The organism is Pseudomonas sp. R3.Fl (assembly GCF_023516765.1).
Taxonomy (GTDB): domain Bacteria; phylum Pseudomonadota; class Gammaproteobacteria; order Pseudomonadales; family Pseudomonadaceae; genus Pseudomonas; species Pseudomonas citronellolis.
Map to the genome: position 1 here is coordinate 6744388 of NZ_JAMGSO010000001.1, position 24785 is coordinate 6769172.

At 69.0% G+C, this 24785-nt stretch carries 17 protein-coding genes; 5 read left to right on the forward strand and 12 right to left on the reverse strand.

Annotation, left to right across the window (positions count from 1 at the left end):
• Nucleotides 1-148: 148 nt before the first annotated feature.
• Together gfa and M8R19_RS29865 are read left to right on the forward strand one after the other, a co-directional pair.
• On the forward strand, nucleotides 149-727 hold the full coding sequence (gfa, locus tag M8R19_RS29860) for an S-(hydroxymethyl)glutathione synthase (RefSeq protein WP_116423905.1): 579 nt from the start codon (nucleotides 149-151) through the stop codon (nucleotides 725-727).
• A 98-nt stretch (nucleotides 728-825) separates the two neighbouring features.
• Nucleotides 826-3393, forward strand: a complete 2568-nt coding sequence (locus tag M8R19_RS29865) for an excinuclease ABC subunit UvrA (protein ID WP_249919751.1) — start codon at nucleotides 826-828, stop codon at nucleotides 3391-3393.
• Between the two features lie 49 nt (nucleotides 3394-3442).
• Here M8R19_RS29865 and M8R19_RS29870 read toward each other — a convergent pair whose 3' ends face one another.
• From M8R19_RS29870 to M8R19_RS29895, 7 genes are all read right to left on the reverse strand, one after another.
• Nucleotides 3443-4654, reverse strand: coding sequence for an MFS transporter (locus tag M8R19_RS29870; RefSeq protein ID WP_249919752.1), 1212 nt, complete (start codon nucleotides 4652-4654; stop codon nucleotides 3443-3445).
• Between the two features lie 266 nt (nucleotides 4655-4920).
• Nucleotides 4921-7236 carry a 5-methyltetrahydropteroyltriglutamate--homocysteine S-methyltransferase gene (gene metE / locus M8R19_RS29875; protein WP_249919753.1) on the reverse strand — a complete coding sequence of 772 codons (2316 nt, stop codon included), beginning with the start codon at nucleotides 7234-7236 and terminating at the stop codon, nucleotides 4921-4923.
• Nucleotides 7237-8179: 943 nt separating this feature from the next.
• Nucleotides 8180-8878 (reverse strand): anaerobic ribonucleoside-triphosphate reductase activating protein, encoded by a 699-nt coding sequence (locus M8R19_RS29880; protein WP_249919754.1) that lies wholly within the window; start codon nucleotides 8876-8878, stop codon nucleotides 8180-8182.
• A complete protein-coding gene (gene nrdD, locus M8R19_RS33260; protein ID WP_009619575.1) occupies nucleotides 8875-9021 on the reverse strand; it encodes an anaerobic ribonucleoside-triphosphate reductase in 147 nt (48 codons plus the stop codon). The genes M8R19_RS29880 and nrdD overlap by 4 nt, the downstream gene beginning before the upstream one ends.
• Nucleotides 9022-9067: 46 nt before the next feature.
• On the reverse strand, nucleotides 9068-11092 hold the full coding sequence (locus M8R19_RS29885) for a ribonucleoside triphosphate reductase (RefSeq protein WP_283939524.1): 2025 nt from the start codon (nucleotides 11090-11092) through the stop codon (nucleotides 9068-9070).
• 897 nt (nucleotides 11093-11989) lie between these two features.
• Nucleotides 11990-14251 carry an OsmC domain/YcaO domain-containing protein gene (locus tag M8R19_RS29890; protein ID WP_249919755.1) on the reverse strand — a complete coding sequence of 754 codons (2262 nt, stop codon included), beginning with the start codon at nucleotides 14249-14251 and terminating at the stop codon, nucleotides 11990-11992.
• Nucleotides 14252-14339: 88 nt separating this feature from the next.
• The gene (locus M8R19_RS29895) at nucleotides 14340-15146 is read right to left on the reverse strand and encodes a substrate-binding periplasmic protein (protein WP_116423898.1); all 807 of its coding nucleotides are present in this window, start codon (nucleotides 15144-15146) and stop codon (nucleotides 14340-14342) included.
• Between the two features lie 393 nt (nucleotides 15147-15539).
• On the opposite strand from M8R19_RS29895, the gene M8R19_RS29900 reads away from it, so the two are divergent.
• Complete coding sequence (locus M8R19_RS29900; protein ID WP_249919756.1) at nucleotides 15540-16283, forward strand: SDR family NAD(P)-dependent oxidoreductase; 744 nt, start codon at nucleotides 15540-15542, stop codon at nucleotides 16281-16283.
• Between the two features lie 36 nt (nucleotides 16284-16319).
• Here the strand turns inward: M8R19_RS29900 and M8R19_RS29905 are convergent, their stop codons facing one another.
• The 5 genes from M8R19_RS29905 to M8R19_RS29925 form a co-directional block, all read right to left on the reverse strand.
• The gene (locus M8R19_RS29905; RefSeq protein WP_043266559.1) at nucleotides 16320-16718 is read right to left on the reverse strand and encodes a GFA family protein; all 399 of its coding nucleotides are present in this window, start codon (nucleotides 16716-16718) and stop codon (nucleotides 16320-16322) included.
• 85 nt (nucleotides 16719-16803) lie between these two features.
• Entirely contained in the window at nucleotides 16804-17025 is a 222-nt protein-coding gene (locus M8R19_RS29910) for a formate dehydrogenase subunit delta (RefSeq protein ID WP_249919757.1), read from the reverse strand.
• Complete coding sequence (gene fdhF / locus M8R19_RS29915) at nucleotides 17022-19901, reverse strand: formate dehydrogenase subunit alpha (protein WP_249919758.1); 2880 nt, start codon at nucleotides 19899-19901, stop codon at nucleotides 17022-17024. Before fdhF ends, M8R19_RS29910 begins: the two co-directional genes overlap by 4 nt.
• A complete protein-coding gene (locus tag M8R19_RS29920) occupies nucleotides 19898-21460 on the reverse strand; it encodes a formate dehydrogenase beta subunit (RefSeq protein WP_249919759.1) in 1563 nt (520 codons plus the stop codon). Before M8R19_RS29920 ends, fdhF begins: the two co-directional genes overlap by 4 nt.
• Nucleotides 21454-21936, reverse strand: coding sequence for a formate dehydrogenase subunit gamma (locus M8R19_RS29925; protein WP_074979427.1), 483 nt, complete (start codon nucleotides 21934-21936; stop codon nucleotides 21454-21456). The genes M8R19_RS29920 and M8R19_RS29925 overlap by 7 nt, the downstream gene beginning before the upstream one ends.
• A 519-nt stretch (nucleotides 21937-22455) precedes the next feature.
• Between M8R19_RS29925 and M8R19_RS29930 the strand changes: the two genes are divergently transcribed.
• Together M8R19_RS29930 and M8R19_RS29935 are read left to right on the forward strand one after the other, a co-directional pair.
• A complete protein-coding gene (locus tag M8R19_RS29930) occupies nucleotides 22456-23643 on the forward strand; it encodes an acyl-CoA dehydrogenase family protein (RefSeq protein ID WP_061561377.1) in 1188 nt (395 codons plus the stop codon).
• Nucleotides 23644-23651: 8 nt separating this feature from the next.
• Nucleotides 23652-24749, forward strand: a complete 1098-nt coding sequence (locus M8R19_RS29935) for a sigma-54 interaction domain-containing protein (protein ID WP_249919760.1) — start codon at nucleotides 23652-23654, stop codon at nucleotides 24747-24749.
• Nucleotides 24750-24785 lie beyond the last annotated feature (36 nt).

A 24785-nucleotide genomic window follows, 5' to 3' on the forward strand; every position in this document is an offset into this window, starting at 1 on the left:
TACCGGATATCTGGCCCGCTCCCGGAGCCGCGTGTTTGGCGGGAAAATCCATCGATGGCCCGTGCCACCCATTTCGACCGCCAGGGCTTCGCGGCATGGCATGTCGCCGTGCCGGCCCTGGCGCAGCGAACGCCAGGAGGTCAACCCCATGAGCGCGATTCACATTCACCCCTCGCTGGACAACGGCATCCGCCCGGCCCGCGCCGATTTCGCCGGCGGCACCCTGCAATGCCTGTGCGCGACCGACAAGGTGGAGGTCGCGGTCGGCGCCCAGACGCTGCACAACCACGCCTGCGGCTGCACCAAGTGCTGGAAGCCCGCGGGGGCGACCTTCTCGGTGGTCGCGGTGGTGCCGCGGGACAAGGTCAGCGTGGTGGCCCACCCCGAGAAGCTGCAGATCGTCGACGAGAGCGCCGTCATCCAGCGCCATGCCTGCCGCGAGTGCGGCGCGCACCTGTTCGGGCGCATCGAGAACACGGGGCACGCCTTCTACGGCCTGGACTTCGTGCATACCGAACTGTCCCCGCAGGAGGGCTGGTCGGCGCCGGGCTTCGCCGCCTTCGTCTCTTCGGTGATCGAGAGCGGCACCCCGCCGGCGCAGATGGACGCCATCCGCCAGCGCCTGCGCGAACTCAACCTGGAGCCCTATGACTGCCTGTCGCCGCCGCTGATGGACGCCCTGGCCACCCACGCCGCCAAGCAGAAGGGCACCTACCGCGAGGCCTGACGCCGGCGCCGGGGCGGCCGGCCACCTGATAGAGGCCCTCGGTCAACGCGGGCCTCCTCAGGCATACTCCTGGCCAACAGAGCCCCGAGTCCGTCCCCATGCCCCACAGCAAGCCCCCGGCCGGCGCCCCCGGCGCCAGCGGTTTCGTCGAAGTGCGCGGCGCGCGCGAGCACAACCTCAAGGACGTGGATGTCGCCATCCCGCGCGATGCGCTGGTGGTGTTCTCCGGCGTGTCGGGCTCCGGCAAGTCCTCGCTGGCGTTCGGCACCCTGTACGCCGAGGCGCAGCGGCGCTACTTCGAGTCGGTGGCGCCCTATGCCCGGCGCCTGATCGACCAGGTGGGCGTGCCGGACGTCGACGCCATCGACGGGCTGCCCCCGGCGGTGGCGCTGCAGCAGCAACGCGGCGCCAGCAACGCGCGCTCCTCGGTGGGCAGCGTGACCACCCTGTCCAGCCTGGTGCGGATGATGTATTCACGCGCCGGCAGCTACCCGCCGGGCCAGCCGCTGCTGTACGCCGAGGACTTCTCGCCGAACACGCCGCAGGGCGCCTGCCCGGCCTGCCACGGCCTGGGCCACGTGTACGAGGTGACCGAGGCGCTGATGGTGCCGGACCCGTCGCTGAGCATCCGCGAGAAGGCCATCGCCGCCTGGCCGCCGGCCTGGCACGGGCAGAACCTGCGCGACATCCTCGTCACCCTGGGCTACGACGTCGACCGGCCCTGGCGCGACCTGCCGAAGAAGGACCGCGACTGGATTCTCTTCACCGAGGAAACGCCCACGGCGCCGGTGTATGCCGGCCTCACCCCCGCCGAGACCCGCATCGCGCTCAAGCGCAAGCAGGAGCCCAGCTACATGGGCACCTTCACCGGCGCGCGGCGCTATGTGCTGCACACCTTCGCCAGCACCCAGAGCGCCCTGATGAGAAGGCGCGTGTCGCGCTTCATGGAGGGCCGGCCGTGCCCGGCGTGCGGCGGCAAGCGGCTCAAGGCCGAGGCGCTGGCGGTGACCTTCGGCGGGGTGGACATAGGCGCGCTGGCGCAGTTGCCCCTGGACCAGGTGGCGGCGCTGCTGGAGCCCATCGCCCGGGGCGACTTCCGCGCCCAGCCCGGCGCTGCGCTTTCGGAAGAGAAGCAGCTGGCGGCGCGGCGCCTGGCCGAGGGCGTGGTGGCACGGCTGCGCACGCTGCAGCAACTGGGCCTGGGCTACCTGAGCCTGGACCGCGCCACGCCGAGCCTGTCCACCGGCGAGCTGCAGCGCCTGCGGCTGGCCACGCAGCTGAGTTCCATGCTGTTCGGCGTGGTCTACGTGCTCGACGAGCCGTCGGCCGGGCTGCACCCCTCCGACAGCCAGGCCCTGTACGACGCCCTGGACAGGCTGCGCGACGCCGGCAACTCGGTGTTCGTGGTGGAACACGACCTGGAGCTGATGCGCCGCGCGCAATGGCTGGTGGACGTCGGGCCCGACGCCGGCGAGCGCGGCGGCCGGGTGCTCTACAGCGGCGTCCCGGCGGGCCTGCGCGCGGTGGCGGAGTCGCGCACCGCCCGCTACCTGTTCGACGAGATTCCCGCGCCGCCCAGCCACGGGCGCGAGGCCGCCGGCTGGCTGGAGCTGCGCGGCATCCACCGGCACAACCTGCGCGGGGTGGACGCGCGCATTCCGCTGGGCGTGCTCACCGCGGTCACCGGCATCTCCGGTTCGGGCAAGTCCAGCCTCATCGCCCAGGCACTGCCCGAGCTGATGCTGGCGCACCTGGGGCACGAGCCCGAGGAGGACAGCGCGCAAGCCACCGAGGAGGGCCCGGCGATCCTCGAAAGCACCGGCGGCCACCTGGCCGGCGACCTGGCGGCGGTGCAGCGCGTGGTGCAGGTGGACCAGAAGCCCATCGGCCGCACGCCGCGTTCCAACCTGGCCACCTACACCGGCCTGTTCGACCACGTGCGCAAGCTGTTCGCCGCCACCCCCGATGCGCGCCGCCGCCGCTACGACGCCGGGCGCTTCTCGTTCAACGTGGCCAAGGGGCGCTGTGACACCTGCGAGGGCGAGGGCTTCGTCAGCGTGGAACTGCTGTTCATGCCCAGCGTGTATGCGCCATGCCCCAGTTGCCACGGCGCCCGCTACAACGAGGCGACGCTGCAGGTGCGCTGGAACGGCCGCAACATCGCCGAGGTGCTGGGCATGACGGTGGAGGAGGCCGGCGATTTCTTCGCCGAGGAGGACGCGGTGGCGCGCCCGCTGCGCCTGCTGCGCGAGATCGGCCTGGGCTACCTGCGCTTGGGGCAGCCGGCCACCGAGCTGTCCGGCGGCGAGGCGCAGCGCATCAAGCTGGCCACCGAACTGCAACGCAGCCAGCGCGGCTGCAGCCTGTACGTGCTGGACGAGCCCACCACCGGCCTGCACGTGGCGGACATCGACCGGCTGATGCTGCAACTGCAGCGGCTGGTCGATGCCGGCAACAGCGTGGTGATGATCGAACACGACATGCGCGTGGTGAGCCAGGCCGACTGGGTGATCGACGTGGGCCCGGGCGCCGGCCAGGCCGGCGGCCGCGTGGTGGCCAGCGGCACCCCGCAACAGCTGGCGCGGGCGAAGGGTAGCAGGACCGCGGCCTATCTCGCCGCGGAACTGGCGCGCTGCGCGGCGAGCACGCGGCGCGCAAGGCGCTGAGGGCGGAACCGCCGGCGCAGAAGGTGCTCCTTCGAGCGCCTTCGCGCCGTCAGGCCCGCTTGGTGGAGGGCAGCAGGATAGTCAGGCAGCCCAGCAGCGGCAGGTAGGAGCACAGCTTGTACACGTACTCGATGCCGTGGATGTCGGCCAGGTGGCCGAGCAGGGCGGCGCCGATGCCGCCGAAGCCGAACATCAGGCCGAAGAACACCCCGGCGATCATGCCGACGTTGCCGGGCACCAACTCCTGGGCGAACACCACGATGGCGGAGAACGCCGAGGCGAGGATGAAGCCGATGATCATGCTCAGCACGCCGGTCCAGAACAGGTCGACGTAGGGCAGGGCCAGGGTGAAGGGGGCCACGCCGAGGATCGAGAACCAGATCACCGTCTTGCGCCCGACGCGGTCGCCCACCGGGCCGCCGAAGAAGGTGCCGGCGGCCACCGCGCCGAGGAACAGGAACAGGTACAGCTGCGAGCTGGCCACCGAGAGCTGGAACTTCTCGATCAGGTAGAAGGTGAAGTAGCTGGTGAAGCTGGCCATGTAGAAGTACTTGGAGAACACCAGCAGCGCCAGCACCACCAGCGCGGTGTTGACCCGGCCCTTGGACAGGCCGTGGGTGGCCTTGCCGCCCTGCTTGAGCTTGAACAGGTTCAGGTGGTTGCGGTACCAGCGGCTGAGGCCGTACAGCACGCCGATGGCGAACACCGAGAACAGGCCGAACCAGGCCACGTGGCCCTGGCCGTAGGGCACGATGATGGCCGCGGCCAGCAGCGGGCCGAAGGCGCTGCCGGCATTGCCGCCGACCTGGAAGGTGGACTGCGCCAGGCCGTAGCGCCCGCCCGAGGCCAGGCGCGCGATGCGCGAGGTTTCCGGGTGGAAGGTCGAGGAGCCGATGCCCACCAGCGCCGAGGCCAGGAGGATGGCCGGGAAGCTGCCGACGAAGGCCAGCAGGAGGATGCCGATCAGCGTGCAGACGCTGCCGGCCGGCGCCAGCCAGGGCTTGGGATGGCGGTCGGTGTGGTAGCCCACCCAGGGTTGCAGCAGCGAGGCGGTCAGCTGGAAGGTCAGGGTGATCAGGCCGACCTGGGTGAAGCTCAGCCCGTAGTTGGCCTTGAGCACCGGGTAGATCGACGGCAGCACCGCCTGGATCAGGTCGTTGATCAGATGGGCCAGGGCGCAGGCGCCGATCACGCGCATGACCAGGGGGCTTGCTTGGCTGGCGACGGACGCGGCAGCCGTGGGGGCGGCAGTAGTGGACATGGGACTCCGGGCAGCAAGGGGCGGCCGGCTCGCTGGCGCGGCCATCGTTTTTGGCGGAGGCCCTATGCTAGGCAGTACGTGTCCGTCCGTCTTGCGAGTTTCGGACGTCGGATATCGAGAAACGGGCAATTCGTTTCGGGCAGGCCGCCGTAGGGGGGCTGCAACGCGCGGGGAGCGCAAGGCAAAACGGGACGCCAGGCGTCCCGTTTCGTCATTGACCGTAGGATGGGTCGAGCGAAGCGATACCCATCACCATGGCGGGTGGATCAGGCCAGCGCGGCGAGGTCGTTGCGCAGCTCGCGGGCCGCCGCGACCATGTTCACCAGCGCCGCTTCGGTCTCCGGCCAGGCGCGGGTCTTCAGGCCGCAGTCCGGGTTCACCCACAGGCGCTCGGCGGGGATGCGCTGGGCCGCCTTGCGCAGCAGCTTGACGATCTCTTCCCGGCTCGGCACCCGCGGCGAGTGGATGTCGTACACGCCCGGGCCGATCTCGTTCGGGTAGTCGAACTTCTCGAAGGCCTCCAGCAGCTCCATGTCCGAACGCGAGGTCTCGATGGTGATCACGTCGGCGTCCATGGCGGCGATGGATTCGATCACGTCGTTGAACTCGCTGTAGCACATGTGGGTGTGGATCTGGGTTTCGTCGCGCACGCCCGAGGCGCATAGGCGGAAGGCCTCGGTGGCCCATTCCAGGTAGTGCGCCCAGGCGCTCCTGCGCAGCGGCAGGCCTTCGCGGAAGGCGGCTTCGTCGATCTGCACGATCCTGATGCCGGCGGCCTCCAGGTCCACCACTTCGTCGCGGATGGCCAGGGCCAGCTGGCGCGCCTGGACTTCGCGGGGCACGTCCTCGCGCGGGAAGGACCACATCAGCATGGTCACCGGGCCGGTCAGCATGCCCTTCATCACCTTGCCGGTGAGGCTCTGGGCGTAGGTGATCCACTCCACGGTCATGGCCTTCGGGCGGCTCAGGTCGCCGTAGATCACCGCCGGCTTCACGCAGCGCGAACCGTAGCTCTGCACCCAGCCGAAGCGGGTGAAGACGTAGCCGTCGAGCTGCTCGGCGAAGTACTCGACCATGTCGTTGCGCTCGGCTTCGCCGTGTACCAGCACGTCCAGGCCCAGGTTTTCCTGGATCTGCACGGCGTGGCGGATTTCGCTGTGCATGGCCTCGGTGTACTCGGCCTCGCTCAGCTTGCCCTGCTTGAACGACTGGCGCGCCAGGCGGATGGCCGAGGTCTGCGGGAAGGAGCCGATGGTGGTGGTGGGGAAGGCCGGCAGGTCCAGGCCGGCGCGCTGCTTGGCGATGCGCTCGGCGAAGGCGGAATGGCGCTGGGCGTCGGCCGGCTGGATGGCGGCCAGGCGGGCCTGCACGGCCGGCTTGTGGATGCGCGGCGAGGCGGCGCGGCTGGCCTGTACGGCGCGGCTCTGCTCCAGGGCGGCAACCACGTCGGCGGCCTGCGGCTCGGTGGCGGCGCGGGCCAGCACGGAAACTTCGGCGCACTTCTGCACGGCGAAGGCCAGCCAGCTCTTCAGCTCGGCATCCAGCTTGTCTTCACGTTCCAGGTCCACCGGGCTGTGCAGCAGCGAGCAGGACGGCGCGAGCCACAGTCGCTCGCCGAGGCGTTCCTGGGCGTGGCGCACCACGTCCAGGGCCTTTTCCAGGTCGCAGCGCCAGACGTTGCGGCCGTTGACCAGGCCCAGCGACACGACCTTGTAGGCCGGCAGGCGGTCGAGGATGCTCGGGAACTGTTCCGGCGCGCGCACCAGGTCGATGTGCAGGCCGTCGACCGGCAGGTTCGCGGCCAGGCCGAGGTTGTCTTCCAGGCCGCCGAAGTAGGTGGCCAGCAGCTTTTTCAGCGGCTCGCCCTGCAGCAGGTTGTAGGCGCGCTCGAAGGCGTTCTTCCAGTCCTGGGGCAGGTCGAGGACCAGGATCGGTTCGTCGATCTGCACCCATTCCACGCCCTGTGCGGCCAGGCGGCGGAAGATCTGCCCGTAGAGCGGCAGCAGGCGGTCGAGCAGGTCGAGCTTGTTGAAGCTGTTCGTTTCAGAATCAGCACCTTTGGTCTTGCCCAGCCACAGGTAGGTCAGCGGGCCGATCACCACGGGCTTGACGTTGTGGCCGAGGGCCTTGGCCTCGTCGACCTCTTCGAACAGCTGTTCCCAGCTCAGCGCGAACTGCTGGTCGGCAGTGAACTCGGGGACCAGGTAGTGGTAGTTGGTGTCGAACCACTTGGTCATCTCTTGCGCATGGGCGCCGCCGCAGCAGCTGTCAGTGACGCCACGGGCCATGCCGAAGAGGGTCTGCAGGGTCGGCTTGGCATCACCATGGCCGCGGAAGCGCTCGGGGATGACGCCGAAGGTCAGCGAGTGGGTCAGCACCTGGTCGTACCAGGCGAAATCGCCCACCGGCAGCAGCTCGATGCCGGCATCCTTCTGCGCCTGCCAGTGGGTGGCGCGCAGCTGCTTGCCGACGGCGCGCAGGCCGGCTTCGTCCAGCTCGCCTTTCCAGAAGGCTTCCAGGGCTTTCTTCAGTTCGCGGTCCCGGCCGATACGCGGGAAGCCGAGGTTGTGGGCCAATGCCATGGGTGAATCTCTCCATTGAAAAACCAGTGGAGGGATTCTCGGGGTCGACGGTTCATGAGACAAACTCAATTTATTTACGATGAAATCAAGTTTTACTCATGATCGAGCTTCGTCATCTACCTTGGCGCTGGAGCTTTCCCCCGGATCGCGGATGAATCCGCTCCTACCGTTCGGCCTCTTGCGCCGAGCCTCCCTGTAGGAGCGGGCCCTGCCCGCGAATCGCGCGCAGGGCGCGCTCCTACATGGGAATGGCGTGAGTGGCGCAGCGTAGGAGCGGATCTCATCCGCGAACCGCGCCGGAATTCCCGGCTATCGCGGACAAGGTCCGCTCCTACGCCCTCCGGCAAACACAAGACCCGTAGGATGGCGTTGAGCGAAGCGATACCCATCACCACGACCGCATGGGTTTCGCCAAGGCTCAACCCATCCTACGAAAAGCGCCTTGGCGCAGCCGGCAAGACAGTTGCTCCTACCGTTCGGCCTCTTGCGCCGAGTCTCCTTGTAGGAGCGGGCCCTGCCCGCGAATCGCGCGCAGGGCGCGCTCCTACATGGGAATGGCGTGAGTGGCGCAGCGTAGGAGCGGATCTCATCCGCGAACCGCGCCGGAATTCCCGGCTATCGCGGACAAGGTCCGCTCCTACGCCCTCCGGCAAACACAAGACCCGTAGGATGGTGTTGAGCGAAGCGATACCCATCACCACGACCGCATGGGTTTCGCCAAGGCTTAACCCATCCGTTGAGGCGCACCTTGGCGCAGCCGGCAAGACAGTTGCTCCTACCGTTCGGCCTCTTGCGCCGAGTCTCCTTGTAGGAGCGGGCCCTGCCCGCGAATCGCGCGCAGGGCGCGCTCCTACAGGGGAATGGCGTGGGTGGGATAGCGTAGGAGCGGACTCCGTCCGCGATTTTCGGCAACCGGCGAACACCCTCCGCGAGCAGGAACTCGCTAGGCATCCCGCAATTCGAATCGCGGGAACAGTGCTTCCAGCTCGCCCCACAGTGCCGCTGCACCGTGCGGGGCCGGCGTTGCAATGAGTTGCGGGTCGAGCTGGCGCCCGCTGCGGGCCAGCTGCACCACGAAGTTTTCCACGCCCACCCCGCGCAGGCGCGTGGCCAGGCGCCGCAGTCGTTCCAGGTCGAACAGTTGCCAATGCACCGTGGTCCTGCATTCATAGGCCACGCCGCTTTCCAGCAGCAGCTCCAGGCTGCGCCAGTTGGCCTGGCCGCTGCGGGGCACGCCGGTGATGGCGTCGGTGTCCTCGGCCAGGGCCTTCACGTCGAACCCCACCCAGTCGGTGTGCGGCAGCGCCCGGGCGAAGGCGCGCGGCTGGATGCCGGCGCTGTGCAGGCCGGTGCGCAAGCCCATCTCGCGCACCCTGGCCATGGCCCCGGGCAGCGCGGTTTGCAGGGTCGCCTCGCCGCCGCTGAACACCACGCCCTGCAGCAGGCCCTGGCGCCGTTGGAGGAAGGCGAGGATGTCTTCCCAGCGGATTTGCGCCTCGCCGCGCGCCGGGATCAGCTGCGGGTTGTGGCAGTAGCGGCAGCGCCAGGCGCAGCCCTGGCAGAACAACACGCAGGCCAGCAGGCCGGGGTAGTCGAGGGTGGTCAGGGGCACCAGGCCCCCGACCCTGAGCTCAGCGCTCATCGCGTCTCGCGGAAGTGGCAGCGCTCGCGGTGCTCGGACTGCTTGCCGGCGTTGAAGGCCGACACCGGGCGGTGGTAGCCCATCACGCGGGTCCAGACTTCGCAGCGTTGGCGTTGGCTTTCGGGCAGTTGGTTGGCTTTCATCGGTAGAGCTCCTTTCTTGCGGTTGGTGAAGCGGGGTGTCGCCGGCTCAGCCGCCGCAGCTGCCGCAGCAACTGGCGGCGCGTTGTTGCAGCAGGGCTTCGTCGCACTTCGGGCAGAACTCGTGTTCGCCGGCGAGGTAGCCGTGCACCGGGCAGATGGAGAAGGTCGGCGTGACGGTGAGGTAGGGCAGGCGGAAGCGCCCGAGGGCGTTGCGCACCAGGGTCTTGCAGGCCTCGGCGCTGGAGATGCGCTCGGCCATGTACAGGTGCAGCACGGTGCCGCCGGTGTACTTGCATTGCAGGGCGTCCTGCAGCTCCAGCGCCTCGAAGGGGTCGTCGGTGAGGCCCACCGGCAGCTGCGAGGAGTTGGTGTAGTAGGGCGCTTCCGGCGTGCCGGCCTGGAGGATGTCCGGGTGGCGCTTGCGGTCCTCGCGGGCGAAGCGGTAGGTGGTGCCCTCGGCGGGCGTCGCCTCCAGGTTGTAGAGGTGGCCGCTGTCTTCCTGGAAGCCCACCAGGCGCGCCCGCACGTGGTCCAGCAGTTCCAGCGCCATCTGCCGGCCGGCCTCGTTGTGCAGGCCTTCGCGGTCGCCGGTGAAGTTGCGGACCATCTCGTGCAGGCCGTTCACGCCGATGGTGGAGAAGTGGTTGCGCAGGGTGCCCAGGTAGCGCTTGGTGTAGGGGTAGAGGCCGGCGTCCATGTGCTGCTGGATGACCTTGCGCTTCACCTCCAGGCTGTCGAAGGCCAGCCCCAGCAGGTAGTCCAGCTGGCGGTAGAGCCCGGCGAGGTCGCTGCGGTGGCGGTAGCCCAGGCGTGCGCAGTTGAGCGTCACCACGCCGAGGGAGCCGGTCTGCTCCGCCGAGCCGAACAGCCCGTTGCCGCGCTTGAGCAGCTCGCGCACGTCCAGCTGCAGGCGGCAGCACATGGAGCGCACCTGGTTGGGCTGCATGTCCGAGTTGAGGAAGTTCTGGAAGTACGGCAGGCCGTAGCGCGCGGTCATCTCGAACAGGCGCGTGGCGTTGTCGCTGTGCCAGGGGAAGTCGTGGGTGATGTTGTAGGTGGGGATGGGGAAGGTGAACACCCGGCCGTGGGCGTCGCCGGCCTGCATCACCTCGATGTAGGCGCGGTTGATCAGGTCCATCTCCGCCTGCAGCTCGCCGTAGGCGAAGGGCATTTCCTCGCCGCCGACGTAGGGGATCTGCTCGCGCAGGTCCTCTGGGCAGACCCAGTCGAAGGTCAGGTTGGTGAAGGGCGTCTGGGTGCCCCAGCGCGACGGCACGTTGAGGTTGTAGATGAATTCCTGGATGGCCTGGCGCACCGCGTCGTAGCCGAGGCCGTCCTTGCGCACGTAGGGCGCGAGGTAGGTGTCGAAGGAGCTGAACGCCTGGGCGCCGGCCCACTCGTTCTGCAGGGTGCCGAGGAAGTTCACCATCTGCCCGAGGGCGCTGGACAGGTGCTTCGGCGGCCCGGCCTCGACCCGCCCCGGCACGCCGTTGAGGCCTTCGTTGAGCAGGGTGCGCAGCGACCAGCCGGCGCAGTAGCCGGCGAGCATGTCGAGGTCGTGGATGTGCAGGTCGGCTTCGCGGTGGGCGGCGGCGATGGCTTCGTCGTAGACCTCGTCCAGCCAGTAGTTGGCGGTGACCTTGCCGGAGACGTTGAGGATCAGCCCGCCCAGGGAATAGCCCTGGTTGGCGTTGGCGCGCACCCGCCAGTCTTCCCGCGAGAGGTACTCGTTCATCGACGCGGCGACGTCCACCAGCGTCTTGCGCTCGCGGCGCAGGCGGCCGTGGCGCTCGCGGTAGACGATGTAGGCCCGCGCGGTGGGGTAGTGCGCGGCTTCCATGAGGATGCGTTCGACCACGTCCTGCACCTGCTCCACGTCCAGCTCGCCCTGCTCCGGCAGGCGCGCCAGCACGCGGCGCGTCAGCGCCTGGGCATGGGCGGCGGTGAACTCGCCGCTGGCTTCGCCGGCGGCGGCGATGGCGCGTTCGATCTTGCTCGGGTCGAAGGGGGCGGCGGCGCCGTTGCGCTTGCGCAGGCGGGTGGGGAGAGGGGCGTTCCGTGTCTGGGTCATTGGGCTGGATTCCACAACATGATGTGTTTTTAATTTTCAAGACAACAATATGTTGTGGAATCTAACGGCGTCGCCCGGGAAAGGATTGACCTCGGTCAATGTTCGGCGCCGGAGGGTTTTCGCCATCGGAGGTATTGACCGGCTGGGTCTGATGTTTGTGTAGGAGCGAGCTTGCTCGCGAACGGAGCTTGCGGGTGGCTACGGTGTGTCGGGTTGACTCCGTACCCTCACCCCAGCCCTCTCCCGGAGGGAGAGGGGGCCGTTCGGCGTGGGCGGATAGTTCAGCGTCAGCCGGTGAGTTCGTAGGGCGCATGACCGTTCGCGGTTATGCGCCGTTGGCCGTGCCGCCGAGGTGTCCGGTGGCACGGCTTCTCGTAGGAGCGAGCTTGCTCGCGAATGAGCCCCGCGGCGGAGTGTGTTCGCGAGCAAGCTCGCTCCTACGAAGAGCCCCTCTCCCCAGCCCCCTCTCCCGCAAGCGGGAGAGGGGGCCGTTCGGTGTGGGCGGATGATGCAGCGTCAGCCGGTGAGTTCGTAGGGCGCATGACCGTTCGCGGTTATGCGCCGTTGGCCGGGCCGCCGGGGTGTCCGGTGGCATGGCTTCTCGTAGGAGCGAGCTTGCTCGCGAATGAGCCCCGCAGCGGAGTGTGTTCGCGAGCAAGCTCGCTCCTACGAAGAGCCCCCTCTCCCGCAAGCGGGAGAGGGGGCTGGTCCGTGCCGAGAGGAGGGCGGTTTCAGCTTGCAGCCACGGTGCTTGCCGGCTAACTGCAAACTACCCAAGCACACCGAACGGTCCCCTCTCCCTTCAGGGAGAGGGCGCTCTTAAGCCTCATGCCTACAGTCACAGGAAAACACACCAACCCATCCTGCGAAGAGCCCTCGGCGCAGCGATACCCATCATCAGCGCTTGCGAATCGCCACGCGCCGCGGCTTGAGGCCGCCTCCCGCGTCGGTGGCGCCGTCCTGCACAGGCTGCAGCCTGGCCCGCGCCGCGTGCAGTTTCTTGTAGCTGTCGATCAGCCGCAGGTGCCTGTCCAGCCCTTCCAGCTTCATGCTGGTCGGCGTCAGGCCGTGGAAGCGCACGCTGCCGTCTACTGAGCCCAGCGCCGCGTCCATCCGCTCGTTGCCGAACATGCGGCGGAAGTTGGCCTCGTAGTCGGCGATCTCCAGCTCGTCGTCCAGCACCACCTCCAGCACCACGTTCAGGGCCTGGTAGAACAGGCCGCGCTCGACGGTGTTGTCGTTGTACTGGAGGAAGGCCTCCACCAGTTCCTTGGCCTCTTCGAAGCGCTGCAGGGCGAGGTGGATCAGCAGCTTCAGTTCGAGAATGGTCAGCTGGCCCCAGACCGTGTTGTCGTCGAACTCCACGCCGATCAGGGTGGTGATGTCGGTGTAGTCGTCCACCTCACAGCCTTCCAGGCGCTCCAGCAGCGCTTCGAGGCGGGCGTCGTCCAGGCGGTGCAGGTCGAGGATGTCCTCGCGGAAGGCCAGCGCCTTGTTGGTGTTGTCCCAGACCAGGTCCTCCACCGGGTAGATCTCCGAGTAACCCGGCACCAGGATGCGGCAGGCCGTTGCGCCCAGGTGCTCGTACACCGCCATGTACACTTCCTTGCCCAGGTCTTCGAGGATGCCGAACAGGGTGGCGGCTTCCTCGGCGTTGGACTCCTTGCCCCGGCCGGAGAAGTCCCACTCGACGAACCCGAAGTCGGCCCTGGCGCTGAAGAAGCGCCACGACACCACGCCGCTGGAGTCGATGAAGTGCTCGACGAAGTTGTTCGGCTCGGTCAGCGCCTGGCTTTCGAAGGTGGGCTGCGGCAGGTCGTTCAGGCCTTCGAAGCTGCGGCCCTGGAGCAGTTCGGTCAGGCTGCGCTCCAGCGCCACCTCCAGGCTGGGGTGGGCGCCGAAGGAGGCGAACACGCCGCCGGTGCGCGGGTTCATCAGGGTCACGCACATCACCGGGAAGCGGCCGCCCAGGGAGGCGTCCTTGACCAGCACCGGGAAGCCCTGTTCCTCCAGGCCGCGGATGCCGGCGAGGATGCCGGGGTACTTGGCCAGCACTTCCTGCGGCACGTCCGGCAGGGCCAGTTCGTTTTCGAGGATTTCACGCTTCACCGCGCGCTCGAAGATTTCCGACAGGCACTGCACCTGGGCTTCGGCCAGGGTGTTGCCGGCGCTCATGCCGTTGCTCAGGTAGAGGTTCTCGATCAGGTTGGAGGGGAAGTACACCACCTTGCCGTCGGACTGGCGCACGAACGGCAGCGAGCAGATGCCGCGCGCCACGTTGCCCGAGTTGGTGTCGTACAGGTGCGAGCCGCGCAGCTCGCCGTCGGGGTTGAAGATCGCCAGGCAGTGGGCGTCGAGGATTTCCGCCGGCAGCTCGTCCTGGCGGCTGGGCTTGAACCAGCGCTCGTCGGGGTAGTGGACGAAGGGCGCGTTGGCGATGTCCTCGCCCCAGAACTGGTCGTTGTAGAAGAAGTTGCAGTTCAGCCGCTCGATGAACTCGCCCAGCGCCGAGGCCAGCGCGCTTTCCTTGGTCGCGCCCTTGCCGTTGGTGAAGCACATCGGCGACTGCGCATCGCGGATGTGCAGCGACCAGACGTTGGGCACGATGTTGCGCCAGGAGGCGATCTCGATCTTCATGCCCAGGCCGGCGAGGATCGCCGACATGTTGGCGATGGTCTGCTCCAGCGGCAGGTCCTTGCCCGGGATGTAGGTGCGCGAATCCGCGTCGGCGCTGGGCATCAGCAGCGCCTGGGCGTCGGCGTCGAGGTTTTCCACTTCCTCGATGACGAACTCGGGCCCGGTCTGCACCACCTTCTTCACCGTGCAGCGCTCGATGGAACGCAGGATGCCCTGGCGGTCCTTTTCCGAGATGTCCGCCGGCAGCTCCACCTGGATCTTGAAGACCTGCTTGTAGCGGTTCTCCGGGTCGACGATGTTGTTCTGCGACAGGCGGATGTTGTCGGTGGGGATGTTGCGCGTCTGGCAGTACAGCTTGACGAAGTAGGCCGCGCACAGCGCCGACGAAGCCAGGAAGTAGTCGAACGGACCCGGTGCGGAGCCATCGCCCTTGTAGCGGATCGGCTGGTCGGCCACCACGGTGAAATCGTCGAACTTGGCTTCGAGCCGAAGGTTATCGAGAAAATTAACCTTTATTTCCATGCGGGTTTACCACGACAAAAAATGAGATGAATAACCCGCCATTGTAAGCGTTTTGCGCAGCGCTCCGCCCGTTCGCCCGTCCGACGCGCTACTGCCCATCCGTGCGCTGATAGCGCGCGGCCGCCCGTTGCACCCAGCCCTCGTCGAGCATCTGTCGCAGTGCGCTTTCGATCAGTTGGCGCTCGGCCGTCAGCGGGCGCTGGTGGGAGAAGCCGAGGTAGAGCTCGGTGCGGCTGTCCGGCTGGAAGCGGGTGCGCACGATCTGCCTAGCCAGTTGCGGGTCGCGCAGTTCGTAGTCCACCTGGCAGTCGGTGCCTATCACCAGTTGCAGTCGGCCGAGGGAGAGCATCTGCAGCAGTTGCGTCTCGTTGTTCACGCCGAATTTCTTCAGGCGCTTGTCGGAGTCGAAGGGTTCGAAGTAGGCGGACTCCAGCACGTAGCCGATGGTGGGGCCGAGCAGGTCGTCGTAGCGGGCGATGCGCGGCGCCTCCTGCGGCGAGGCGTACAGGCGCGGGGCGCAGGCGTAGTAGGGCTGCGGCAGGTAGTCGATGTACTGCTCGCGCTCCGGGGTGCGCGCCAGGCCCGTCATCAGGTCCGCCGCGCCGCTCTGCAGGGCGGCCAGGCCGCGGGCCCAGGGCGCGCGGTGCACTTCGAAGCGCAGGCCGGTGCGCTTTTCCAGCTCGGCCAGCAGGTCCATGTCCAGGCCGGTGATGCGGCCGTCGGCGCCTTCGATGCGAAAGGGCGGCCAGTAGTCGGTCATCACCCGCAGCGGCGCATGTTCGCTGGCGCCGGCGCTGGCCGCCAATGCCAGCAGCAACAGGCCGCCGCCCAGCCTGCAGCGGCGCCAGGCGCGGACGACGGACACGGCGAATCTGGCGAAGGGCTGGCAAGGCATACCGGCTCCCGGAACTGGAATGGGTGGCGAAGTCGGCGGCTCCCTTGCCGAGGGGCGGTGCGCGCCCCGGAGCGTTCGGTCGGCGGATTCGCCCTCAGGCGACGTCGCAGAATCCTTCCGAATTACCTGAAGGATAGCCCTCTGCCGCTACGTTGCAGAATGCCCGGCGGAAATGGAGAGGCGTAGGCGCTCGGGGTCGCCATCAAGTCCGAAGTACCTTGCGTGCAGTCGAAAGAACTCGCTGTGCGGAGAGTCATGATGACTTCAGTGGCTTTCAACACCTTGAAAAGCTGAGGGTTTCACCCTGGCACGGAAGTTGGTGATGGTTCCTGGCGCCGGTGTGTGAATCCCCGCGCCAGGCGTATCCCACTGACGACCATCAGGAGCATGTACATGCCAAGCAATGATTCCAGGTCCCCCCTTGCGGTGATCACCGGCGCCGGTTCCGGCATCGGCCTGGCCGTGGCCCGGCGGCTGCTGCGCGAGGGCACCCGGGTAGTGGCCATGGCCCGGCGCGAGGTGCCGCCGGCCGAACTCGACGAGGCCGGCGGCCACTTGTGCTGGTTGAGCGGCGACGTCACCCGCGCCGAGGACCTCCAGTGCCTGGCGGACCTGGCCCGGGAACTGGGGCCGGTGGACTACCTGCTGCCCAATGCCGGCATCGCGCAACTGGCCGACGGCCTGGACCAGGCGGCGTTCCAGCGGCAATGGGCGGTCAACGGCGCCGGCGCGCTGAACACCCTGGCCGCCCTGCGCGGGCAGATGGCGCGGCCGTCTTCGGTGGTGTTCATCGGCACCTTCCTGTCCCAGGTGAGCTTCCCGGGGCTGGCCGCCTACATCGCCTCGAAGTCGGCGCTCAAGGCCCAGGCGCGCACCCTGGCGGTGGAACTGGCGGGCGAGGGCATCCGCGTCAACGTCGTGTCGCCCGGGCCCACGGCGACGCCGATCTGGGGCACCCTGGGGCTGGACGACGAGGCCCTGGGCAAGGTCGCCGCCAGCGTCAACGGGCGCCTGCTGGACGGCCGCTTCCTGGAGGCGGAGGTGGTCGCCGATGCGATCCTCTTCATGCTCTCGGACCAGGCCCGCGGCATCCACGGCCAGGACCTAGTCGTCGACAACGGCTACACCCTGCGCTGAAACCCGCCTGCGCCGCCCCCGCGCGGCGCAGGCCGCTCAGGGCTCCTGCGGCCAGTGCCCGTCGATCTCGTACCAGCTCGCCCTGGACGCGGTGTAGATGTGCTTCTGGCTGGCGCAGTGGAAGTCGCTGTCCAGGGTGCCCAGGGCCACCGCGATCCAGTCCGGGTAGTCGCCCTGGCTGTCCGACCAGAACAGCGTGGCGCCGCACTGGCCGCAGAACTGGCGGCTGACCGAGGGCGAGGAGTGGAAGGTCTTCAGCAGCTCGGCGCCCTGCAGGCTCAGGGCGCTGCGCGGCACGCTGCCGTAGGTGGCGAAGGCGGCGCCATGGCCCTTGCGGCACTGGCTGCAATGGCAGTGCGAGACCGCCTTGGGCGGCGTCGACAGCTGGTAGCGGATATGGCCGCAGAGGCAGCTGCCGTGGAAGGTTTCGCTCATGTTCACGCGTCCCGGGGGTGGAAGAAGACCCGGCGCGCCAGCGGTCGGGGACGGCATCATAGCCTGGCCGCCCCCGGCGTGCCCGCTAGGCGCTCTCCGCCGGCTCCTTCAGCGCCTCCTGCACCAGCGGGTGCAGGTCGGCCTCCGGGTGCTGCGCCAGCCAGGCCGCCAGGTCGTGGCGCATGGCCGGCGTCCAGAAGCTCTGCAGGTGCTGGCGCACGCCGCGCACGGCCAGTTCGCGGTCGGCTTCGCTGGCGAAGTACTGGCCGATCTGGTTGGCCATCTTGACCAGGTTGTCGATGCTCATCGGCGCACCTCGGCTTTCTCGGCGTGGCGGCGTTCCTTCAGCAGGCGGCGCTGTTCGTCGCTGAACGCCTGGTAGCGCTTCTGCCATTCCGAGGGCTGGAAGACGCGCACCACTTCCACCGCGGTGACCTTGTATTCCGGGCAGTTGGTGGCCCAGTCGGAGTTGTCGGTGGTGATCACGTTGGCGCCGGACTCGGGGAAGTGGAAGGTGGTGTAGACCACCCCCGGCGCCACCCGCTCGCTGACCTTGGCGCGCAGCACCGTCTGCCCGGCGCGGCTGCCCACGCCGACCCAGTCGCCGTCGGCGATGCCGCGGCTCTCGGCGTCGCTGGGGTGGATCTCCAGGCGGTCCTCGGGGTGCCAGGCGACGTTGCCGGTGCGCCGCGTCTGGGCGCCGACGTTGTACTGGCTGAGGATGCGCCCGGTGGTCAGCAGCAGCGGGTAGCGGTTGTTGACCTTCTCGTCGGTGGGCACGTAGCCGGTGAGCATGAAGCGCCCCTTGCCGCGCACGAACTGGTCGATGTGCATGGTCGGGGTGCCGTCGGGCGCGGCGTCGTTGCACGGCCACTGCAGGCTGCCGTGGCGGTCCAGCTCGGCGTAGCTGACGCGGGCGAAGGTGGGCGTCAGGCGGGCGATCTCGTCCATGATCTCGGACGGGTGCCGGTAGTGCATCGGGTAGCCCAGGGCGTTGGACAGCGCCATGGTCGCTTCCCAGTCGGCCTTGCCGCCCAGCGGCTCCATCACCTTGCGCACCCGCGAGATGCGCCGCTCGGCGTTGGTGAAGGTACCGTCCTTTTCGAGGAAGGAGCTGCCCGGCAGGAACACGTGGGCGAACTTGGCCGTCTCGTTGAGGAAGATGTCCTGCACCACCACGCATTCCATGGCCGACAGGGCAGCGGTGACGTGCTGGGTGTTGGGGTCGCTCTGGGCGATGTCCTCGCCCTGGCAGTACAGCGCCTTGAAGCTGCCGTCCAGGGCCGCCTCGAACATGTTGGGAATGCGCAGGCCCGGCTCGGGCAGCAGGCTCACGCCCCAGGCCTGCTCGAACTGGCTGCGCACGTCGGCGTTGGAGATGTGCCGGTAGCCGGGCAGCTCGTGGGGGAAGGAGCCCATGTCGCAGGAGCCCTGGACGTTGTTCTGCCCACGCAGCGGGTTCACCCCCACGCCCTCGCGGCCGACGTTGCCGGTGGCCATGGCGAGGTTGGCGATGCCCATCACCGCGGTGCTGCCCTGGCTGTGCTCGGTGACGCCCAGGCCGTAGTAGATGGCCGCGTTGCCGCCGGTGGCGTAGAGCCGCGCGGCGGCGCGGATCAGTTCGGCGGGCACGCCGCACACCGGGCCGAGCACTTCGGGGGCGTTCTGCGGCTGGCTGACGAAGTCGCGCCAGTGGGCGAAGTCCGCCGCCTCGCAGCGCTGCTCGACGAAGCGCTGGTTCACCAGGCCCTCGGTGACGATGACGTGGGCCAGGGCGTTGAGCATGGCCACGTTGGTGCCCGGGCGCAGCTGCAGGTGCAGCTCGGCGCGGGCGTGGGGCGAATCCACCAGGTCGATGCGCCGTGGGTCGATGACGATCAGCCGCGCGCCCTGGCGCAGGCGGCGCTTGAGCTGGGAGCCGAACACCGGGTGGGCGTCGGTGGGGTTGGCGCCCATCACCAGGATGACGTCGGCCTGCATCACCGAGTCGAAGCTCTGGGTGCCGGCGGATTCGCCGAGGGTCTGCTTCAGGCCGTAGCCGGTGGGCGAGTGGCAGACGCGGGCGCAGGTGTCGACGTTGTTGTTGCCGAAGGCGGCGCGCACCAGCTTCTGCACCAGGTAGGTCTCTTCGTTGGTGCAGCGGCTGGAGGTGATGCCGCCGATGGAGTCACGCCCGTACTTGAGCTGGATGCGGCGGAATTCGCCGGCCGCGTGGTCGAGCGCTTCTTCCCAGCTGACTTCCTGCCAGGGATCGCTGATGCGCTGGCGGATCATCGGCTTGGTGATGCGCTCGGGGTGGGTGGCGTAGCCCCAGGCGAAGCGGCCCTTGACGCAGGCGTGGCCGTGGTTGGCCTGGCCGTTGCGGTCCGGGACCATGCGCACCAGCTGCTCGCCCTTGAGTTCGGCGCGGAACGAGCAGCCCACGCCGCAGTAGGCGCAGGTGGTGACCACGCTGCGCTCCGGCTGGCCCAGCTGCACCACGCTCTTCTCCATCAGCGTGGCGGTGGGGCAGGCCTGCACGCAGGCGCCGCAGGACACGCACTCGGAGTCGAGGAAGTCGTCGCCGCCGGCCGCCGCCACCCGCGAGTCGAAGCCGCGGCCGTCGATGGTCAGGGCGAAGGTGCCCTGGATTTCCTCGCAGGCGCGCACGCAGCGGTTGCAGACGATGCACTTGCTCGGGTCGTAGTCGAAGTAGGGGTTGGAGACGTCCTTGGCCTCGCTCAGGTGGTTGGCCCCGGCATAGCCGTAGCGCACCTCGCGCAGGCCCACCTGGCCGGCCACGGTCTGCAGCTCGCAGTTGCCGTTGGCCGGGCAGGTCAGGCAGTCCAGCGGGTGGTCGGAGATGTACAGCTCCATGACGTTGCGCCGCAGCGTCGCCAGCTTCGGCGTCTGCGTGCGCACCACCATGCCCTCGGCCACCGGCGTGGTGCAGGAGGCGGGGTAGCCGCGCATGCCGTCGATTTCCACCAGGCACATGCGGCAGGAGCCGAAGGCTTCCAGGCTGTCGGTGGCGCAGAGCTTGGGAATGCTGGTGCCCAGCAGCGCGGCGGCGCGCATCACCGAGGTGCCGGCGGGCACGCTGATCTCGCGGCCGTCGATGCTCAGGCTGACCTGCGCCTCGCTGTCGCGGGGCGGGGTGCCGAGGTCGACGATGTCGGTGGAGGGATCGAAGAGGTTGATCACTGGTCGGCCTCCGTATGCGCCAGACCGAAGTCGGCGGGGAAGTGCTTGAGGGCGCTGGTCACCGGGTAGGAAGTCATTCCGCCCAGGGCGCAGAGCGAGCCGTATTGCATGGTGTCGCAGAGGTCCACGAGCAGCCGCGCCTGTTCCTCGCGCGCACCGAGGTCGGTGGCGTCGATCAGCCGGTCCACCACCTCCACGCCGCGGGTGGAGCCGAGCCGGCAGGGCGTGCACTTGCCGCAGGATTCCTCGGCGCAGAACTGCAGGGCGAAGCGGGCCATGCGGGCCATGTCCAGGCTGTCGTCGGCCACCACCACGCCGCCGTGGCCGAGCATGGCGCCCATGGCGGCGAAGGCCTCGTAGTCCAGCGGGGTGTCGAACTGCGCCGGCGGCACCCAGGCGCCCAGCGGGCCGCCCACCTGCGCCGCCTTCAGCGGGCGGCCGCTGGCGGTGCCACCGCCGTAGCCTTCCACCAGCTCGCGCAGGCTCAGGCCGAAGGCGCGTTCCACCAGGCCGCCGTGGCGCACGTTGCCGGCCAGCTGGAAGGGCATGGTGCCCAGCGAGCGGCCCATGCCGAAGTCGCGGTAGAACTGTGCGCCACGGGCCAGGATCACCGGCACCGAGGCCAGGGTGAGCACGTTGTGCACCAGCGTCGGCTGGCCGAACAGGCCCTGCAGGGCCGGCAGCGGCGGCTTGGCGCGGACCACGCCGCGCTTGCCCTCAAGTGAGTCGAGCAGGGCGGTTTCCTCGCCGCAGATGTAGGCGCCGGCGCCCACCCGCACCTGCAGGTCGAAGGCGCGGCCGCTGCCCAGCACGTCGGCGCCCAGGTAGCCGGCCGCGCGGGCGATGGCCAGGGCCTGCTCCAGGGTGTCGATGGCGTCCGGGTATTCCGAGCGCACGTAGATGTAGCCGAGGCTGGCGCCCACGGCGAGGCCGGCGATGGCCATGCCCTCGACCAGCAGGAAGGGGTCGCCCTCCATCAGCATGCGGTCGGCGAAGGTGCCGGAGTCGCCTTCGTCGGCGTTGCACACCACGTATTTCGGCGTGGCCGGGGCCTCGCGCACGGTGCGCCACTTGATACCGGCGGGGAAGGCTGCGCCGCCGCGGCCGCGCAGGCCGGAGTCGAGCACCGCGGCGACCACCTCGGCGCCGTCCAGGGCGATGGCCCGCGCCAGGCCCTCGAAGCCGCCGTGGGCGCGGTAGTCCTCCAGGGACAGCGGCCGGGTGATGCCGGCGCGGGCGAACAGCAGGCGCTGCTGGCTCTTCAGGTAGGGAATGTCCTCCACCGGCCCCAGGGCCAGCGGGTGAGGGGTGGCATCGGTGGCCAGGGCATCGAGCAAGGCGGGCACGTCCTGCTCGCTGAGCGGGCCGAAGCCCAGGCGGCGGCCGTCGGCGTCTTCCACTTCCAGCAGCGGTTCCAGCCAGTAGAGGCCGCGGGAGCTGGTGCGGCGCAGTTCCAGCGGCAGTTGCCGGCGCTCGGCCTCGCGGGCCAGGGCGGCGGCCACTTGTTCCGCGCCCACGGCGCGGGCGACGGAGTCGCGGGGGAGGAAGAGCTTCAGCATGCGCCATCCTCCAGGCAGCCGTTGACCAGCTCGCGCAGGCGCTCGGCGGTGAGCCGCGCGTGCAGCCGGCCGTCCAGCTCCAGGGCCGGCGAGCAGGCGCAGGCGCCCAGGCAGTACACCGGTCGCAGGCTGATGCTGCCGTCGGCGCTGGTGCCGTGGTCGTCCAGCGCCAGCTGTTCGCGCAGCTGCGCGGCCAGGCGCTCGGCGCCCATGCTCTGGCAGGACTCGGCGCGGCACAGGCGCAGGGTGTGGCGCGCCGGCGGCGCGGTGCGGAAGTCGTGGTAGAAGCTGATCACCCCGCGCACCTCGGCCTGGCTGAGGTTGAGGGCATGGGCGATTTCCGCGACGGCGAGGTCGGGAACGTACCCGCAGCCGTCCTGGATGGCGTGGAGGATCGGCAGCAGGGCGCCGGGGGCGTCCTTCTCGCGTGCCAGCACGTCGTGGATCAGGGGCAGGTGAAGCGTCTCATCAGGCATACAGCGTACCTCGGCATCGCGGACCGGCCTGCCTTGGCGGCAAACCTCCGGTGTCTTCGGCTGCGGCGTACCGTCCACGTCACGGCTGCGTGGTTCACCCGGTCGCCATCCCTGCCGCCGGCCGGGTGTCTTGACGCACCGGTCCGGGGGCATCCTGCAAGCTTGCCATCCTGCTCGCCCGGGGTTTGCACCCAAGCGACCCGGCGCATCCTGAAACCGACCTGCGCCCTGGACCGGCGTCTTCCCTATTAGCGGGTTTAGCTGCTGCGCCGGCGCGGCGCCAGGGGTTGCCGATCGGCGGAAGAGCCGGGGCAACAGCGAATCAACAGTTGTTGCTCAGATAACAACAAGCCGCCCGCTTCAGGCCGCGCAAACCGGCCCGGCGGCCGCTGGAATGGTTATTGCTCGGCCTTGCGTGCAGTTCAATTTCGCCGGCCGGGCCCATGGCGGCCGCGGCCGAAGGTTCATTGCCGGGGCGGCGCCCGCCTGAAGGCCGCCCCGACCGACGAGGGATCCCGTGTGAGCGCCAACCAGCAAAGCCGCATCCTCAACCCCTTGCAGATCGCCCGCCAGCTGGCCGCCGGTTTTGCCGAGAACGCCGCCGAACGCGACGAGCGCGGCGGCACGCCCAAGGCCGAGCGCGACGCCATCCGCCACAGCGGCCTGCTGGCCCTGAGCATTCCCGGCGCCTTCGGCGGCCATGGCGCGGACTGGTCGCTGACCCTGGAGGTGGTCCGCGAGTTCGCCCGGGCCGACAGTTCGGTGGCCCACGTGTTCGGCTTCCATCACCTGATGCTGGCCACCGTGCGCCTGTTCTCGCGCCCGGAGCAGTGGCAGCCGTGGTTCGAGCTGACCGCGCGCAAGAACTGGTTCTGGGGCAATGCCCTGAACCCGCTGGACACCCGCACCCAGGTGAAGTGGTTCGACGGCTGGTGCGAGTTCTCCGGCAAGAAGAGCTTCTGTTCCGGCGCCAACGACTCGGAGATGCTGATCGCCTCGGCGGTGGACGAAAGCGCCGGCGGCAAGCTGCTGATCGCCGCGCTGCCCAGCGGCCGCAGCGGCATCGGTGTGCACGACGACTGGGACAACATGGGCCAGCGGCAGACCGACAGCGGCAGCGTGACCTTCGAGCGGGTGCGCGTGGAGCGCTCCGAGCTGCTGCTCGACCCGGGCCCGCTGAGCACGCCCTTCGCCTGCCTGCGCCCGCTGCTGGCGCAGCTGATCTTCGCCCACATGTTCCTCGGCATCGCCGAAGGCGCCTTCGAGGAGTTCCGCGGCTACACCCTCAAGGAGGCGCGGCCCTGGTTCCGCTCCAGCGCCGAGAGCATCAGCGAGGACCCGTACGTGCTGCGCCACTACGGCGACTTCTGGGTCGGCCTGGAAGGCGTGCGCCTGCTGGTGGAGCGCGCCGCCGCGCAGTTCGACGCGGCCTGGCGCAAGGAACAGCGCCTGGGCGCCGAGGAGCGCGCGGAGCTGGCCATCGCCATCGGCACCGCCAAGGTCGCCGCCACCCGCGTGGGCCTGGAACTCTGCAGCCGCCTGTTCGAAGTCACCGGCGCCCGCGCCACCCACGCGGCGCTGCGGCTGGACCGGCACTGGCGCAACCTGCGCACCCAGAGCCTGCACGACCCCCTCGATTACCGCGTCCAGGAGCTTGGCGCCTGGGCGCTCAACCGGCAGCGACCTTCGCCCACGTTCTACTCGTAAGGAAGCCCATGCAACTGCTGACCCTCCCACCCAACCCGACACTGGCCACCTCGATCCGGGCAACCGCACAGGTCTTCGAAGACCCGAAATCGCAGGCGCTTCTCTCCCATTTGCAACAGGTCGCCCCCAGCGAGGCCAGCGTCCTGATCATCGGCGAGACCGGCACGGGAAAGGAGCTGGTCGCACGTCACATCCACAACCTGAGCGGCCGGCGCGACCGGCCCTTCGTCGCGGTGAACTGCGGGGCCTTCTCCGAATCCCTGGTGGAGACCGAGCTGTTCGGCCACGAGAAGGGCGCCTTCACCGGCGCCCTGGGCGCCAAGCCCGGCTGGTTCGAGGCGGCCAACGGCGGCACCCTGTTCCTCGACGAGATCGGCGATTTGCCGATGCCCATCCAGGTCAAGCTGCTGCGCGTGCTGCAGGAGCGCGAAGTGGTGCGCCTGGGCTCGCGCAGGGGCATCCCGATCGACGTGCGGGTGCTGGCGGCCACCAACGTGCAGCTGGAGAAGGCGATCAACGCCGGGCATTTCCGCGAGGACCTGTACTACCGCCTCAACGTCGTCACCCTGCAGCTGCCCGCGCTGCGCGAGCGGCGCGGCGACATCCTGCCGCTGGTGCGGCACTTCATCGGCACCTACGGGCGCAAGCTCGGCTTCGAGGCGGTCGACCTGAGCGATGCGGCGGCGCGCAAGCTGGCGGCGTACGACTGGCCGGGCAACATCCGCGAGCTGGAGAACGTCATCCACCACACCCTGCTGGTCTGCCAGGGCGGCCGCATCGAGGCCGACGACCTGCGCCTGCCGGGGCTGCGCCCGGAACGCCTGGAGGGCGCGACCGGCGCCGACGAGCCGCTGGAGGCGCAGCTGGAACGCGCCTTCCTGCGCCTGTTCCGCGAGCGCGGCGGCGACGTGCACGGCCAGGTGGAAAGCCTGCTGGTGCGCGAGGCCTACCAGTTCTGCCATGCCAACCAGGTGCACACCTCCGACCTGCTGGGGCTCAGCCGCAACATCGTCAGGGCCCGGCTGATCGCCGCCGGCGAACTGGTGGTGAACAAGCGCCGCACGCCGGCGCCGTTGGCCAGCCGTATCGTGCGGCTGTCGATCTGAACTGGGCGGAGGAGGACGGGCGAGCACAGCTTTTCG